This is a genomic window from Nonlabens sp. (genome assembly GCF_018401815.1).
Classification (GTDB): Bacteria; Bacteroidota; Bacteroidia; order Flavobacteriales; family Flavobacteriaceae; genus Nonlabens.
In genome coordinates this window covers 298,368-313,574 of record NZ_JAGYKG010000001.1, presented here as the reverse complement: position 1 = coordinate 313,574, position 15,207 = coordinate 298,368, and the positions used below count along the sequence as shown (strand labels likewise).

Sequence of the window (15,207 nt, the reverse complement as noted above, 5' to 3'; positions counted from 1 at the left end):
CGCTGCATTTTTTTAAGAAACTTAAGTAAGCTCTAAAATGGATGGATCTGTGTTGTCTCTCTCTCTCTCTCTCTCTCTCTCTCTCTCTCTCTCTCTCTCTCTCTCTCTCTTGTTTTTCAGTCAGCCCATTTTAATTAATAAGGTTTTGCATCTTAATGTTCAGCCATTTTATAGCTAGGGGACGTTTGGTGTAAGGGCAGCCGCAACCTTATTTTGTTGAGTCTAATAAGGTGTTGGGGTTTTAGCCCATCAAATTTATCAAAAGCGCCTAGCTGCTAGAATTTTAACCCAAAGAAGCTTTATCCTTAATAGGCCTAAAAATAAAAGTCTCAAAACCTATCTTTTTGTCAAGGCGATTATTTTTCACCTTTCAGTTTAGAGAGTTTATTGCGTTCATCTTGAAGTTCTCTTCCTAGTTTTTGTACCTTTTCTATAGATTTGTGACGTAAGTCCTCCAGTTCTTTCTCTACAATTTCCAGTTCTTTTTTGGCTGTCTTTGTGATAGCATTACTGCGTTTAAATTTCAAGCTCATGGCAACAAATAAGAATCCTATAAACAGCAACATAGACCAAATGATGGTATTGTAAACCCATTTATTGGTTTGGATTCCCAGAAAGTTCATCGTATTTTTTTTTGTTTTTACATTGGAGAGCTCATCATTTGTTTGTGTTAGTTTTTCTTCTAGAGATCTAATTGTATTGTCTTTTGCGGTTATAGCTGTTTCTAATGAAGAGATATTTTCATTTAAATTTTTAATAAGCTCGTTGGTATTGTTGCGCAATTCATTGATTGACGCTTGCTTTATTACCTTATATTCTTTGTAAGTACTAGATTTTTCAATGAGGCGTTGAAACTGTGCATCTATGTTATTAGGTGTGGTTTCTGGTTTTTGAGCCTGTGAGAGAAAGCAAAAAACTAATGACAGTGATAAAAAAAGAGTCTTCATTTGAAAAGTTATATTAAAGTAACGTTGTAAAACATTTCTTCTTGTGTGGTTTTTACTATTTAGTCATTCAAATATTTCTGTGATCCTTCAAGAGGTTAGGTGAGTTTTAAATAAAAAGAAAGTAAAGTTACTGTTTTGTGTGGCAAATTGCAATTCTGCTTTCGCGAAAGCGAGAACAAAAAAAATGCCCCACTTAAGAAGTAGGGCATTAACATTTTTATAGCAAGGCATTTATTCGCTCATTGTAGCAAGGAACTCCTCGTTATTGCGTGTTTTCTTCATTTTTTGAGAGATGAATTCCATAGCCTCTACTGGATTCATATCTGCGAGATACTTGCGTAAAATCCACATGTGCTTCATGGTCTGTTCATCGAGCAACAAGTCATCGCGACGTGTGGAAGATGAGGTAAGGTCAATGGCAGGAAACACGCGGCGGTTGGAAATATTTCTATCCAGTTGCAATTCCATGTTACCAGTTCCTTTGAATTCTTCAAAGATAACTTCGTCCATTTTAGATCCTGTTTCTGTCAGTGCTGTAGCAATGATAGATAATGATCCACCACCTTCAATATTACGTGCTGCTCCAAAGAAACGTTTAGGTTTGTGTAGTGCATTTGCATCTACCCCTCCAGAAAGCACTTTACCACTTGCTGGTTGTACAGTATTATAGGCACGTGCAAGTCTTGTTATTGAATCTAATAAAATCACTACATCGTGACCGCATTCTACCATACGTTTTGCTTTTTCAAGAACAATATTAGCCACTTTAACGTGGTCGTGTGCTTCTTTATCAAATGTAGAAGCAATTACTTCCCCATCTACATTTCGTTGCATGTCAGTTACTTCTTCAGGGCGCTCATCGATCAGAAGGATCAATTGGTATACTTCAGGATTATTTGCAGCAATAGCATTTGCAATATCCTTAAGCAACATCGTTTTACCCGTTTTAGGTTGTGCTACAATCATACCACGCTGTCCCTTACCAATGGGAGCAAAAAGGTCCATCACACGAGTGGAAATACTAGCGCGTCTGTCGGCAAGGTTAAACTTCTCATTTGGGAAAAGAGGAGTTAAGTGTTCAAAAGACACGCGGTCTCGTACTACTTTAGGATCAAGTCCATTGATTTGAGAAATTTTGATCAAAGGAAAATATTTCTCTCCTTCTTTAGGAGGGCGTACCATTCCTAAAACGGTATCTCCAGTTTTTAAACCAAAAAGTCTGATTTGCGATTGGGATACATAGATGTCATCAGGACTAGCGAGGTAATTATAGTCACTACTGCGCAGAAAACCATAACCATCTGGCATCATGTCTAGCACACCTTCACTTTCTATAATACCATCAAATTCAAAGTCTGGATCACGGTAACGGTTGCGAGTATCCTTATTTCCTTTAGGTACGCTGGCCTGGGTGTTGATATTGTTGGTACTTCTTGGGTTTTTTTGACGGTTGATGTTACGGTTCTCATTTTTATCGCTGCTATCCATGCGATGATCCTTACGGGTATCATTTTTTATGTCCGTTGATTCATTTTTATCACTCCTAATGTCAGGAGTATCGTTTTTCTCGTTACGAAGTCGACGTGGGTTGGGCTTGTTTGTTTCTTTCCTCGGTCTAAGTTCTTGTGGTTTTCTTTGTTTTTTATCTTTATCCGTCAATTCTGTAGCGGTCGTTTCCTCTTTCGAGTTTTTATCGGCACGAGGTTTTGGACCTCTTTGCTGCTGCAATTTATTAGGAACATTGCTATCAGAAGGAGTGGTTGTTTTGTTGTCTATAGCAGCAGGAAAAACTGCCGCTGAAGCAATGACTTCTGGATCTAAGTTTTTAACTACTTCTGGGTTAGAAGCTTGTAAGTCAAGAATTTTGTAAACTAGATCTAGTTTTCGTAGTTGTTTGAATTTAGGAACATTAAGTCCGTTTGCGATATCCTGTAATTCAGGAAGTTTTTTAGATTTTAAATCAGCTATTTGAAACATGTATAATTTTGAAATGTAAAATGATTATCAGGGGGAATTCAAGTTTAAAATTTATCAGAAAAATTTTAAACTGCTAGACAACCTATAAAGAGTAAGTTAGCTTATCTGCATTGCAATGATACATTAAAAAATTAATATCTGTTGTTTTTTTAACGTGTTATAGTAAATCATTTTAAAAATAAATGAAGGAAAAAAGGGAGGGCTTTTTTTTCTTACAAAGAGAAGGTCGCAGTCTTTATATTGGTGTAGTCAATTAAGTCGGTCCTAATTGGGTGTTGTTGTGTCTTTTATTCAAAAGAAATTTCCCGTTAATTTGATCTGATATTTGGAAATTTATTTAGTTTTAAGTTCTATTTTTGCTTTGCTTTTGAACATAGCACTCATGATACAACGCATACAAACTGTTTATTTACTTCTTGCCGCTCTGGTTTCTGGCGGACTCATTTGGGTCATAGAGTATTACTTAAATGGAGAAGGAAATGAGTTTGTAGGTATGGATGAAAACCTGTATTTTGGTATATTTATGGGAAGCGCTTTAATGTCTGTAATAGCAGTGTTTCTTTTTGGAAACAGACAATTACAGACCGTTGTAAACCGTTTAAATTTGTTATTGAATCTTTTTATACTAGGAGTTTACGTATATCAATCGCTAATGATGTCTGGAGAAACGGCGGTTTCAGAGAAAGGCATTGGGATGTTCATTCCTATCCTATCTATCGTTTTAATCGTCTTGGCTAACAAGGCAATAAGAAAGGATGAACAACTCGTAAAATCTGCTGATCGATTGCGATAAACAGAATAATCTTAGTAATATTAGTGAAAAAACCTGCGAGGCGCCACCTTGCAGGTTTTTGTTTGTTATTAGGTTTTGTGTTTCGCTTTAGCGAAAGCGAGAATTTTATTTTTTACCCAAAAAGATAGTGGTAGAAATTTTTACCAAGTAATAGAATACCTATCGATCCTTCTCTATTACTTCTAGATTACTAATTTTTGCATCATTGATTTCAAACCGCAACATCGTGCGTTTTTTATGAAAACCGTGCATGCCTATCGCCCCCGGATTCATGTGCAGGCAATTGATCTTTTTGTCATTGATCACTTTCAAAATATGAGAGTGGCCACAAATAAATAGATCAGGCGGGTTGCTATAAATTTCATCTCGCACGCGCTGATGGTACCTGCCTGGATAGCCGCCTATATGAGTGATCCATACATCCATTCCTTCACAATTAAATCTATTGTTTAAAGGGAATTGCAGTCGTGCTTGATCATCATCTATATTGCCGTAAACGGCTCGTAAAGGTTTTAGCGCTGCTATTTGATCGGTAACTTTTAAATCACCTATATCGCCAGCATGCCATACTTCATCGGCTTGCTTGACGTACTTGGTTATAAAATCATCTAGGTGACTGTGGGTGTCAGAGAGGAGTAAGATTTTCATGGTACAAAGGTAAATATAGTCTTTGAGTTTGTGAGCTGTGAGTTAGTTAGTTTTTGAGTTGGTGAGTCTTTGAGCTGTGAGTCTTTGAGTCTTTGAGTCTTTGAGTTTTGGAGTAAATAGCGATTATAGTTAACTCGAGTTCCTCTCGTGAAGACCGAGGACCGACCATGGGTGCTCAGTTCAAAGGTGCGGACTTCGGTGCGCATTTATTGTGAGTGAAAATGACAACAAACTTTTCGCGTTGCCGTTGAAACTTCTCGTTACGACCTACTATGGAGCTCGATTCACAGATGCGGACTTCAGTCTGCATCTGTGAATGCACAAATGCCTGTTGCCGCATTATGGAATGCGCAATGATAAAACAAGCCTGTCATTCATTAAAATCTCCATCATAAATTAATCTTGATTCTATATTCTTTCAGCGCAGCGGTCTTAAATCTTATCTTTGTCCCAATGCAAGAAAAATTGAGATATTTTATAGAGCTGGCTTATGACGGTACTGCCTATCACGGATGGCAGCGACAGCCGCAACGTATTTCTGTTCAAGAAGTGCTGGAAGATGGCTTGCAAAAAATGTTGCGGGAACCAATAGTGGTTCAAGGTGCGGGAAGAACTGATGCTGGAGTTCATGCTGCCTATATGGTTGCTCATTTTGATGCAGCTGGGGAACTAGACTTAAAACATTTAGTGTACCGATTGAACAGGTGGATACCTAAAGATATCGCTATTTACAATATAACACCTGTGACTGCAGATGCTCATGCTCGTTTTCATGCCTATAAACGTTCTTACGAATATCATTTTTTACTGCGGCCAGATCCGTTTCAAGTGCGCCAGGCATACGTACTTTTTAGAAAGCCAGACTTTGACTTGATGCAACAAGCAGCTGCAATCTTACCTCAATACAAAGATTTTGAATGTTTTTCTCGGACCAATACTGATGTAAAAACGTTTATATGTGACCTTACTGAAGCTTATTTTGAATTTCAAGAGCATAAAGTCATTTTTCATATCACAGCAAACCGATTCTTACGCAATATGGTAAGGGCCATCGTAGGGACATTATTGGATATAGGTTATGGTAAAAAGACCGTAGAAGACATGCATAAAATCTTGGAGTCAAAAGATCGAGGTCAAGCTGGTGCAAGTGCTCCTGCTGAAGGCTTGTTTTTGACTAAAATCCATTATCCTAAAGAACTGTTTTTATGAAAGATAAGATCTTGTTTCAAGAAATTCAAAAGTTTGACCAGTGGTGGCTTTGGTTGCTTGTTCTAGGTCTATTATTGATTCCGGTATCTTTTTTTTACGATTCAGAAAGCTTTGTAGATCAATGGACTATTGATAAAATTATCACAAGTGTCCTAGTCGTAGGTATTTTGGTTTTATTTTTAACGACGAAAATGACCACCACTATCACCAATGAGAAAATAAAGGTTTTCTTTTTTCCGTTTTTAAAAAGAGAATTTTTCTGGGATGATATACAACAAGCACAAATTATTGATTATGGATTTGTGGGGGGTTGGGGGATTAGAATATGGACCAGTTATGGAACGGTTTATAATGTAAGAGGCTCTAAAGGTCTACATTTCAAAATAGCCGATAAGCACTATATTATCGGTACTCAAAAAGAACAAGAATTGCGTTCTAAAATCGCACATTTATTAAAATAATATGGCATCAACTACAGGTAACGCTTTTAACTTAGGTGTTTTTAAAAGGCTATTGTCTTTTACTAGACCCTACCGACTCACCTATTACTTTGTGGCCCTTAGTGCTATTTTGATAGCTGTAGTTGCCATTGGAATGCCTTATTTAATTAAGGTTGCAATAGATAATCACATTATCACCAGAGAATTTGATGGGCTCAACACCATTATGGGTATAGAATATGGTGGTTTTATAGGGCTCATGGTATTGATGATTGCAGTTCTTGTAGCAGAAGTGCTTTTACAACTCAGTTTTATTTATTATGCTAACTGGTTGGGGCAGCAAGTGATTAGAGATTTAAGGTTAAAGCTTTTCAATCACATGATGGGCTTTAAAATGCAGTATTTTGATAAAAGCGCTGTTGGTAAATTAGTAACCAGAGCGGTGAGTGATATAGAAACCATTGCCAGTATATTTTCTCAGGGACTGTTTGTGATCATTTCAGACTTGTTGAAAATGGTCGTTGTTCTTGCTTTTATGGCTTATTCCAGTTGGACACTGACCTTGATAGCATTAATTGTGATGCCGTTTATTCTTTATGCTACCAGAGTTTTTCAAAAAGCCATGAAAGTAGCTTTTGAGGAAGTGCGCAGTCAGGTAAGCAACCTCAATTCTTTTGTTCAAGAGCGAGTGACGGGAATGAAGATTGTACAAATCTTTAATCGTGAAAAAATTGAGTACGAGCAGTTTAAAGAGATCAATAACAAACATAGAAATGCTTGGGTAAAGACGGTATGGTACAACTCTATTTTCTTTCCTATTGCAGAGATGGCATCTAGCATTACTATTGGTCTTATCGTATATATAGGTGTGGTGATGAATATAGGTGCTGATGTAAAATTGGTAGAAATAGGTACCATCGTTATGTTTATTGACCTTTCACAAAAGCTTTTTAGACCTTTACGACAGATTGCCGATAAATTCAACACTCTACAAATGGGAATGGTGGCAGCAAATCGTGTTTTTGGAATTCTAGATACCACATCTCAAATAGAAGATAGTGGGGAATTAATCGCCTCAGATCTTCAAGGGAACATCGAATTTAAACAGGTTAATTTCGGTTATGTAGAAAATGAGTTGGTATTGAAAAACCTGAGTTTTAAAGTAGCTGCAGGAGAAACAGTTGCTATAGTCGGTGCCACTGGCGCAGGAAAATCTACGATCATTAATTTGTTATCGCGTTTCTATGAAATTAACAGTGGAGAGATTTTGATTGATTCCGCTTCCGCGAAAGCCTACCAATTAACATCACTAAGATCACAAATAGCCGTGGTGCTGCAAGACGTTTTCTTGTTTGCAGATACGATTTTAAACAACATCACCCTTCAAAATCCACAAATATCAGAAGAGGATGTGATCAGAGCTGCAAAGAAAATAGGGGTTCATAAATTCATCATGACCTTGCCTAAGGGGTACCAGTACAACGTCAAAGAAAGAGGAGTGATGTTGAGTTCTGGACAGCGTCAGTTGATTGCTTTTTTAAGAGCTTATGTTTCTAACCCTAGTATTCTAATTTTAGATGAAGCTACAAGTTCTGTAGACTCTTATAGTGAGCAATTGATTCAAGATGCCACCGATATTATTACCGAAGGGCGCACTTCCATAGTGATCGCTCACCGACTAGCAACCATTAAAAAAGCTGATAAAATTATTGTGATGGACGCAGGGGAGATCGTAGAGATGGGCTCGCACAACGAGCTTTTGGAAAAAGAAAATGGGTATTATAAAAATCTATACGAAGTGCAGTTTTTAAAGCAAGAGGTGGCTTAAATAAGTCCTGTTGCTTTAAGTAGCATACCAAATATAATTCCTATAATACCAGCTGCAATCATTATAATTATTGATAAACTCAATACAACAAAAATTGATATCAAGGTTTTTAAAATTATCGTCTGCATTTCTAGCTTAAAACATCTTTTATAACAATACATGTTGTAGAGGTACATCAAGGGGAAACTTACAAACCCTAATACAGAACAGCGTCTGGGAATATCAAAATGGTAAGTATGGTAAATGGCGTGGTTACAATAATCGAATGCCCATAGGTATAAAAATGGAACTAATAATAAATAGCGCATGGCGTCCATATAATTAACACGACGCCCTGTCATATAAACTGTAATTGCGGCTTGGGGTCGGTTAAAAAGGTCTAGAAATGTACGTGCAAATTTAGTGTCTATTCCTAAGTACAGGTCATTAAAGTCTCGAGTTACCTGTTTGATCGTTATGCGATTCTCCAGCCATTTTGCCGCAAAGCTGGGACAGAAATTCTTTCCAGCATAAATCAATTCGTTACAGTTTTACCATGGGGTTTCTTTATGCGAGATGGGATTTTATTTTGGCTGCAAGTTCTTTGGTGTCTGTAAAGGTTTCAAACGCGCCTTCGTGAACTAAAGAGATTTGTCCTGTCTCTTCACTTACGATCAATGCAATAGCACTGCTGCGTTCTGTAAGGCCCAAAGCAGCTCTGTGTCGCAAGCCAAAACGCTGAGGTATTTTTCTGTTTTCAGAAATAGGTAAAATAACTCGGGTTGCGGTGATCTTATTTCCTTCTACAATCATAGCCCCATCGTGGAGCGTACTGTTTTTGTAAAAAATACTTTGTATGATAGAAGAGTTGACTAAAATATCTTGCTGATCCCCAGTGTTTTTTACAAACTCTAAAGAGCCATCTCTTTTAATACCTATCAAAGCCCCCGTTTTAGTAAGGCTCATTTTCTCACAAGCTTTTACTATTTCATTCACCACCATCTGGTTGTTATCCTGCTCTTCTTGAAAAATACGCAACTGTTTAAAAAACCGTTTTCGAGAGGTAAACTGTGTAGAGCCCAACATCAATAAGAAGCGCCTTATTTCTTGTTGGAAAACAACAATTAAGGCCACTACTCCAGCACCAGTAACGGCGCCTAAAGCCTGACTTAACATTTCCATTTTCATAAAAACAGTCAGTTGGTAAATCAAGTAGATGATAAAAATCCCTATAAAAATATTGAGTGCTGCGGTTCCTTTAACTAATCGGTAGAGGTAGAAAACTACCGCTGCGACCAGCAATATATCTATTAAATCTATTATTCTAAATCCAGGAAGTTCCATGTAGCTAAAATAGAATTAATTTATCGGTATCTCCTTATACAGTCGTATAGTTTCCACAGCTTCTTTTACATCGTGAACCCGTAAGATCTTAGCCCCTTTTAATAAACACGCCATGTGCACTGCTGTGGTGCCGTTTAAGGCTTCTTGTGCAGTAATGTCCAAGGTTTTATAAATCATAGACTTACGAGAAACTCCAGCGAGAATAGGTACTTGATGTGCTTGTAGCAATTCCAAGTCAGATAAGAGTTTAAAATTCTGTTCACGAGTTTTTGCAAAGCCAAAGCCTGGATCAATGATCATATCGTTGATGCCACAAGCTCTTGCAGCAGCAATACGCTCCGAAAAATAATGATTGATTTCCACGAGCATATTTTCATAACTAGTCATGCCTTTCATGGTTTGTGGTGTGCCACGCATGTGCATCATGATGTAGGGAACCTTAGCTTTTCCTACTGTTTGAAGCATTGGTTCCGATAAAAGACCGGCGCTTATATCGTTTACAATATTGGCTCCGTGTTGAATAGCTTTTTCTATGACGCTTTCGCGAAAGCTGTCACAACTCAAACCTTTAACCCTAAAACGAGAAGTAATCAAATCGAGAACTGGTAAAACTCTGGACAACTCTTCATCTACAGAAATATCAGTACCGTCGGGCCTGGAGCTGTATCCACCTACGTCTATAAATGTGGCGCCATCATCAAGCATTTTTTCTACTTGATTCAAAATAGCGGCATCGTTTTTAAGCTTTCCGCCGTCGTAAAAAGAGTCTGGAGTACAGTTGACAATGCCCATCACCTGAGGGATAGAAAGGTCGATAAGTGTGCCTGCACAATTTATAGTTGCCATGAAATATGGTTAATTGAGTTTTAAATGCGAAATTTACACAAAATTTGTACTACGCATGTCCCAAACCAGCCAGCAATACGATGCCGTAATTGCACAATGTCGTGATTTGTTTTCTAAAAAAATGAAGGATTATGGTAGCGCATGGCGCATCTTGCGGTTGCCATCACTCACCGATCAGATTTTTATCAAAGCGCAACGCATTAGAGGCTTACAAACTCTTGCCGAATCAAAAGTAAACGAAGGGCAAGAAAGCGAGTTCATTGGTATCATCAATTATTCTATCATGGCGCTTATTCAATTGGATAAAGGAGTGGTAGAGCAACCAGATTTGTCTTTAGAGCAATCTCTCGAACAATACGATCATCATGTGGCGGTTACTAAACAACTCATGATGGATAAAAATCATGATTATGGTGAGGCCTGGAGAGATATGCGAGTAAGTTCTTTAACCGATTTGATCTTGCAAAAATTGTTGAGAGTAAAACAAATTGAAGATAACCAAGGCGCAACACTAGTCTCAGAAGGAATAGATGCTAACTATCAGGACATGATCAATTATGCCGTTTTTGCGATGATTCATTTAAGCAAAGCTTGAATCTCGTAAAATCACTGCATTTATTGATGCGAAATCTCATCCTGCGACGCAGTCATATAAAATTAATCGCAAATTAAGAAGAGCAATTTAAGCCGTCATTCCCCTGTCTAGCGGCAGCAGGTCGAAATCACTTTGTTCTTCAAGATATATTAGTTTTCATCGCTTATTAATGGCACCAATTTTTGTCTTTTTAGACCGTTGTTTTAAGTTTAATTGATGCTTTTAGAATAATTAAAGCGTTTAATTATTTTGTAAAAAATAACTGTCATTAAAATAGTGATTTTGTATAATTTTAACTGATTTAGAGGATTTTACAAAGTAATTTTAAGAATTAATTTTAAATTAATAATTGATGAAGTACAAAATTTATTCTTTATTCTTTATTCTTCCTTTTTAGCTGTGTCGAAAATGAATTAGAGGATATTAATAATGTCGAAATTACTACAAGGGATATAGAACTTGTAAAAAGGTCTTTAATTTCTCGCTCAGGCATATTTAACAAGAGCTATCAGGATTCAGTTTTTCAAATTTATCCAGATTTGAACAACATCTCTTTTGAAACTCTAGAAAATTCTAACGCTCAGATTACTAAAGTTGAAACTTTGACAAACTCTATTAATTTAACAGAAGTGCAATACGTTGCACTTGATTTTAATGGAATAATGGTTGAGGCCTTACAATATGTAAATAATCCTTATTACGACAATGATAATAAAATTGAATCTGGTGATTTTATTTATTTTAATTTAGACGGGACGTTCTTAGACGCGTATCGATTATTTAATTATCAAATTACTCATCGATTGGTTTTTGGTGGGCTAGATCATGCAGGATTTAGTTATTCAGCACTTCTAACTACCATTTTACAAGAATGTGATGAAGATTTAAATCCCGATTCTGAGTTTTGTCAAGATCAATTGGAAGAGATAGTAATAGTGGTTAATCCAGGCTCTTCAGCTTACGAGCATCCTATTTGGTTTATGTACCAGAATACTCCAACAGAAAGTTTAGACGCAGGGTCATCTACAGGTTCAGGATCCGTAACATGTCCTGAAGGTCACGTTTTAGGTTCTGATAGCGTAACTTGTCATGATATACCTTGTGTTGATGATATATCTGGAAAGGGGGATCCATTAGATAACATGGAAATACTTGGTAGTAGGAATAATGGAGTTCCTGGCGGACAATATGGAAACGGTAGAGGATCTTTTCATGATGGGGTGGATTTAAAAGCACCCTATGGCACTCCAATATTTGCAGCTCATTCCGGAATTGTAGCCACTTATCCGTATCAGGCCAATTGGAACGAAGGAGGTAATGACGCTGGTAATAGAGTTTATATAAACTCTGGATTTAATGGAGATGACCTACAACTTGGGTATTGGCATTTAGGTGAAGTTTTAGTTTCACCAGGGCAACAAGTCTCTCAAGGTCAGCTTATAGGCTATACTGGTAATACAGGAAATGTGGGTTCGCGATTTAGTGCTGGACCACATTTACATATTCGAGCAAGAAAAAATGGAATTAAAACTGATCCAGAAGAGTTTTTCAATACTGACTTTGGTAGTCAAGGGCAGAATATAAATACGTGTAATTAAAAATTAATCAAATGAAAAATATAATAATACTTGCTGCATTTTTTACTAGTTTGTTGAATTTTGCGCAAAACAATATAAACCCATCTAACTGCACTTACAGTCAGTCAGATCTCACTTTAACACTTAATGGTTGGGATATCTCTCGCTCTAATTATGATCACTTCACGTTTATTAACACAGCAGCATTAAGACAATATGCTGGTCTTCAATATAGCGGTGAAAAAGATACGGCAGAGTTTGGTTACCCATGGTTCTATTACACTTTAGATGATAATTACATACATTTTGCTGGTGTTTTAGACACAAGTGGTGATTATACTGGTAACAAGAGACTTTTCTCATTTAAAATAAACAGTGGTAATCAATTTAATTTGAATGGGATAGAAATAGGAGATGCTACCCAAGAAGTGTTTAACCTTTTTCCTAACCATTGCATAGATGGTAACGAGATTGTGGTTTTTTATGATCAGACTGCTTTGTCATTTAAGTTCAATCCTACTAATAACTTGATAACATCTATGGCATTAGATTCAGGAATGTAAGTATATAATAATTTCTCTCATTAAGCCTAATCAAATGTTGATTGGGCTTTTTTTCTAAGTAATGTTGAGAAAACTAGTAGCTCAATATTAAAAACAGTTTCACCTGTTATTTTTATTAAAAGTGGCATCGGTTGGAGGAATCAAAACACCTCTTAATTTACATCAAGGATCACTGTGTAATCACTTAGCATATAAGTGGTATTAGAAAGGGGTACAGGTTGCACGTCCTGCAAAACAATATTCTTTTGGAGAAGGTTAATTTCATTAGGATAACGTACTGATAATCTTGGGCTGTTGATCCCTGCAGTGTTCAGCGAATAATCTATAGAAGTAGTCGAGTCCTCTATTCTTAAAAAGACTTCGGCATTTCCTTGCCATACACAAATGGCATCACTAGGACACCTGCTGTCGGTAATGTTGAGCAAGTATATTTTTATAGTGCCGTCGTTGTATAGTTCTAAATTAGCAATTGTTTTTTCTTCAGAACTAGAGCAACCTAGAACAGCTGCAGTAAAAAGGATGAGCACTACTATTCGCAACTTCATATCAGTATCTTTTTTAATTTTATCTATTGAGCTAAGTAGGATCAAGTGATTGTGTTTAAAAAGTATAAATTAACTCAAAAATTCACCACTCACGGCTTGTCACTGAATTCTCTTTTCTATATTTACAACTCATGAATTTTTCCTCCAAAATCTTAGAAGAAGCTGTTGATCAAGTATCACAATTGCCAGGAATAGGTAAACGTACGGCTCTGCGACTGGTGTTGCATCTCATGCGACAGCCAGAACAAAATACAGATGCACTTTCTCAAGCATTGTTAAGAATGCGTCATGATTTAAATTTTTGCAAGCAATGTCATAATGTGAGTGATGTAGAGATTTGCGAAATTTGTGCCAGTCATAGCCGCGATCAGACCATTGTTTGTGTGGTAGAAGATATCAGAGATGTGATGGCGATAGAAAACACGAGTCAGTATAGGGGGTTGTATCATGTTTTAGGCGGTAAAATAAGTCCTATGGACGGTATAGGACCACAAGACCTTAAGGTAAAATCCCTGATAGAACGTGTGAGGAATGCTGGAGTCACTGAAATAATCTTTGCCCTGAGTCCAACTATAGAAGGAGATACTACCAACTTTTATATTTTTAAACAGCTCGGTGGACTAGAAGTCAATACTTCTACCATCGCCAGAGGAATAGCCGTAGGAGACGAGCTAGAGTTTGCCGATGAGGTAACATTAGGAAGAAGTATTTTGCACCGGGTCCCTTATGAGAATTCGCTTAAAAACTAGCCTTTGGAATTATCCATAGTCATACTCAACTACAATACCTCAGCTTTTTTAGAGCTCTGTTTGTATAGTGTTTTAAAAGCTACCAAAAACATAGAAGCAGAAATCATCGTTGCAGACAATAATTCTATAGACTCCAGTTTGGAGATGGTAGCATCTGTTTATGCAGGTCGTGTAAAAGTGATGGCCAACGATGAGAATTATGGTTTTTCTAAAGGAAATAATCTAGCCGTAGCACAAGCTCAGGGGACTTACCTCTGTATTTTAAATCCAGATACATTAGTAGGAGAGAAGGTTTTTGAAGAATGTTTAGCTTTCGCGCGACGCCCTGAGCTTGTCGAAGGGAAAGCGACTATTAATCTTGGTTTTATAGGAACCCAACTGATAGATGGAACTGGAGCCTACTTGCCAGAAAGTAAAAGACACATTCCTACACCCAAGGTGGCTCGACAAAAAATGCTGGGTAATAAAAAGAATTATTATTATCATGAAGTCGATCAAAACCAGCGAGGAAAAGTGGATGTGCTGGTAGGAGCCTTTATGTTTTGTGACAAGAAAGTCTACGATGATTGTGGTGGCTTTGACGAGCGTTATTTCATGTATGGTGAGGACATCGATTTGAGTTATACCGCCTTACAAAAAGGCTATGAAAATTATTACCTAGGAGATCAAAAAGTGATTCACTTTAAAGGAGAAAGTACGGTAAAGGACAAGGTGTACCTCCAACGGTTTTATGGTGCGATGGGCTTGTTTTATGATAAATATTTTAAGCAATCGGCATTAGAGAAAAAAGCCATCGATCTATTGATTCAAGGAATGATTGCTTTCCCTAAGAGCACAAAAAATTCTGACAGGAATGAGGTTACAGAGATCGTTCTAGTTACTGATGACCCTACTTATCGATTAGATAAAATCACCTGTTGGAGCTTGGAGCAGTTAAAAGGTAAGGAAGCGATAGGGGTTCAAATTTGGTGGGATTTAAAAAGTTTAGAACTAACAGCTATCATGAAGTACATGTCTGAAAACACTAAGTATAGGTATAGATTTATAGCACAAAAAAGAGATTTTTGTATAGGAAGTGATAGCAACAGGTCTCGTGGAGAGGTGAAACAGTTGCAATAGGTCAGAGGATTCATTAGAATATCGACAACGAATCTTAAAATATTCCTA

The 15,207-nt window shown here is 37.1% G+C and carries 16 protein-coding genes; 9 read left to right on the top strand and 7 right to left on the bottom strand.

Going from position 1 to position 15,207, the window contains the following annotated elements:
• Nucleotides 1-356: 356 nt before the first annotated feature.
• Together KG732_RS01475 and rho are read right to left on the bottom strand one after the other, a co-directional pair.
• Nucleotides 357-947, bottom strand: a complete 591-nt coding sequence (locus KG732_RS01475; RefSeq protein ID WP_213520524.1) for a hypothetical protein — start codon at nt 945-947, stop codon at nt 357-359.
• Between the two features lie 231 nt (nt 948-1,178).
• Nucleotides 1,179-2,924, bottom strand: a complete 1,746-nt coding sequence (rho, locus tag KG732_RS01470; RefSeq protein WP_213520522.1) for a transcription termination factor Rho — start codon at nt 2,922-2,924, stop codon at nt 1,179-1,181.
• Between the two features lie 382 nt (nt 2,925-3,306).
• Here rho and KG732_RS01465 point away from each other — a divergent pair, with 382 nt between their 5' ends.
• Nucleotides 3,307-3,717, top strand: coding sequence for a DUF4293 domain-containing protein (locus KG732_RS01465; RefSeq protein ID WP_213520520.1), 411 nt, complete (start codon nt 3,307-3,309; stop codon nt 3,715-3,717).
• Between the two features lie 159 nt (nt 3,718-3,876).
• On the opposite strand, the gene KG732_RS01460 is transcribed toward KG732_RS01465, so the two are convergent.
• A complete protein-coding gene (locus KG732_RS01460; protein ID WP_213520517.1) occupies nt 3,877-4,365 on the bottom strand; it encodes a metallophosphoesterase family protein in 489 nt (162 codons plus the stop codon).
• Between the two features lie 453 nt (nt 4,366-4,818).
• On the opposite strand from KG732_RS01460, the gene truA reads away from it, so the two are divergent.
• The 3 genes from truA to KG732_RS01445 are packed head-to-tail and all read left to right on the top strand — an operon-like array spanning nt 4,819 to nt 7,842.
• Nucleotides 4,819-5,574 (top strand): tRNA pseudouridine(38-40) synthase TruA, encoded by a 756-nt coding sequence (gene truA / locus KG732_RS01455; protein ID WP_213520515.1) that lies wholly within the window; start codon nt 4,819-4,821, stop codon nt 5,572-5,574.
• Complete coding sequence (locus KG732_RS01450; RefSeq protein ID WP_213520513.1) at nt 5,571-6,035, top strand: hypothetical protein; 465 nt, start codon at nt 5,571-5,573, stop codon at nt 6,033-6,035. Before truA ends, KG732_RS01450 begins: the two co-directional genes overlap by 4 nt.
• Nucleotide 6,036: 1 nt before the next feature.
• On the top strand, nt 6,037-7,842 hold the full coding sequence (locus KG732_RS01445; RefSeq protein ID WP_213520511.1) for an ABC transporter ATP-binding protein: 1,806 nt from the start codon (nt 6,037-6,039) through the stop codon (nt 7,840-7,842).
• Here the strand turns inward: KG732_RS01445 and KG732_RS01440 are convergent.
• Genes KG732_RS01440 through folP form a run of 3 tightly spaced genes read right to left on the bottom strand, consistent with a single transcriptional unit; the run spans nt 7,839 to nt 10,011 of the window.
• On the bottom strand, nt 7,839-8,360 hold the full coding sequence (locus KG732_RS01440; protein WP_213520509.1) for a DUF3667 domain-containing protein: 522 nt from the start codon (nt 8,358-8,360) through the stop codon (nt 7,839-7,841). The two genes, KG732_RS01445 and KG732_RS01440, sit on opposite strands and share 4 nt — an antisense overlap.
• A gap of 28 nt (nt 8,361-8,388) precedes the next feature.
• Nucleotides 8,389-9,165, bottom strand: coding sequence for a diadenylate cyclase CdaA (cdaA, locus tag KG732_RS01435; protein ID WP_213520507.1), 777 nt, complete (start codon nt 9,163-9,165; stop codon nt 8,389-8,391).
• A 15-nt stretch (nt 9,166-9,180) separates the two neighbouring features.
• Nucleotides 9,181-10,011 carry a dihydropteroate synthase gene (gene folP, locus KG732_RS01430; protein ID WP_213520505.1) on the bottom strand — a complete coding sequence of 277 codons (831 nt, stop codon included), beginning with the start codon at nt 10,009-10,011 and terminating at the stop codon, nt 9,181-9,183.
• 55 nt (nt 10,012-10,066) lie between these two features.
• On the opposite strand from folP, the gene KG732_RS01425 reads away from it, so the two are divergent.
• From KG732_RS01425 to KG732_RS01415, 3 genes are all read left to right on the top strand, one after another.
• On the top strand, nt 10,067-10,606 hold the full coding sequence (locus KG732_RS01425) for a DUF1599 domain-containing protein (RefSeq protein WP_213520502.1): 540 nt from the start codon (nt 10,067-10,069) through the stop codon (nt 10,604-10,606).
• 602 nt (nt 10,607-11,208) lie between these two features.
• Nucleotides 11,209-12,204 carry a M23 family metallopeptidase gene (locus KG732_RS01420; RefSeq protein ID WP_213520500.1) on the top strand — a complete coding sequence of 332 codons (996 nt, stop codon included), beginning with the start codon at nt 11,209-11,211 and terminating at the stop codon, nt 12,202-12,204.
• 11 nt (nt 12,205-12,215) lie between these two features.
• Nucleotides 12,216-12,746, top strand: coding sequence for a hypothetical protein (locus tag KG732_RS01415; protein WP_213520498.1), 531 nt, complete (start codon nt 12,216-12,218; stop codon nt 12,744-12,746).
• A gap of 152 nt (nt 12,747-12,898) precedes the next feature.
• On the opposite strand, the gene KG732_RS01410 is transcribed toward KG732_RS01415, so the two are convergent.
• Entirely contained in the window at nt 12,899-13,336 is a 438-nt protein-coding gene (locus KG732_RS01410; protein ID WP_213520496.1) for a hypothetical protein, read from the bottom strand.
• Nucleotides 13,337-13,422: 86 nt separating this feature from the next.
• Between KG732_RS01410 and recR the strand changes: the two genes are divergently transcribed.
• Both recR and KG732_RS01400 read left to right on the top strand, forming a co-directional pair.
• On the top strand, nt 13,423-14,040 hold the full coding sequence (gene recR / locus KG732_RS01405; RefSeq protein WP_213520494.1) for a recombination mediator RecR: 618 nt from the start codon (nt 13,423-13,425) through the stop codon (nt 14,038-14,040).
• A gap of 3 nt (nt 14,041-14,043) precedes the next feature.
• Nucleotides 14,044-15,159: a glycosyltransferase family 2 protein gene (locus tag KG732_RS01400; protein ID WP_213520493.1), complete on the top strand. Its 1,116-nt coding sequence runs from the start codon at nt 14,044-14,046 to the stop codon at nt 15,157-15,159.
• Nucleotides 15,160-15,207: the final 48 nt, after the last annotated feature.

What these genes read in the sequence shown, in the direction of transcription:
- KG732_RS01475 (WP_213520524.1), bottom strand. Translation starts at nt 947, where the DNA reads ATGAAGACTCTTTTTTTATCACTGTCATTAGTTTTTTGCTTTCTCTCA.
- rho (WP_213520522.1), bottom strand. Translation starts at nt 2,924, where the DNA reads ATGTTTCAAATAGCTGATTTAAAATCTAAAAAACTTCCTGAATTACAG.
- KG732_RS01465 (WP_213520520.1), top strand. Translation starts at nt 3,307, where the DNA reads ATGATACAACGCATACAAACTGTTTATTTACTTCTTGCCGCTCTGGTT.
- KG732_RS01460 (WP_213520517.1), bottom strand. Translation starts at nt 4,365, where the DNA reads ATGAAAATCTTACTCCTCTCTGACACCCACAGTCACCTAGATGATTTT.
- truA (WP_213520515.1), top strand. Translation starts at nt 4,819, where the DNA reads ATGCAAGAAAAATTGAGATATTTTATAGAGCTGGCTTATGACGGTACT.
- KG732_RS01450 (WP_213520513.1), top strand. Translation starts at nt 5,571, where the DNA reads ATGAAAGATAAGATCTTGTTTCAAGAAATTCAAAAGTTTGACCAGTGG.
- KG732_RS01445 (WP_213520511.1), top strand. Translation starts at nt 6,037, where the DNA reads ATGGCATCAACTACAGGTAACGCTTTTAACTTAGGTGTTTTTAAAAGG.
- cdaA (WP_213520507.1), bottom strand. Translation starts at nt 9,165, where the DNA reads ATGGAACTTCCTGGATTTAGAATAATAGATTTAATAGATATATTGCTG.
- folP (WP_213520505.1), bottom strand. Translation starts at nt 10,011, where the DNA reads ATGGCAACTATAAATTGTGCAGGCACACTTATCGACCTTTCTATCCCT.
- KG732_RS01425 (WP_213520502.1), top strand. Translation starts at nt 10,067, where the DNA reads ATGTCCCAAACCAGCCAGCAATACGATGCCGTAATTGCACAATGTCGT.
- KG732_RS01415 (WP_213520498.1), top strand. Translation starts at nt 12,216, where the DNA reads ATGAAAAATATAATAATACTTGCTGCATTTTTTACTAGTTTGTTGAAT.
- recR (WP_213520494.1), top strand. Translation starts at nt 13,423, where the DNA reads ATGAATTTTTCCTCCAAAATCTTAGAAGAAGCTGTTGATCAAGTATCA.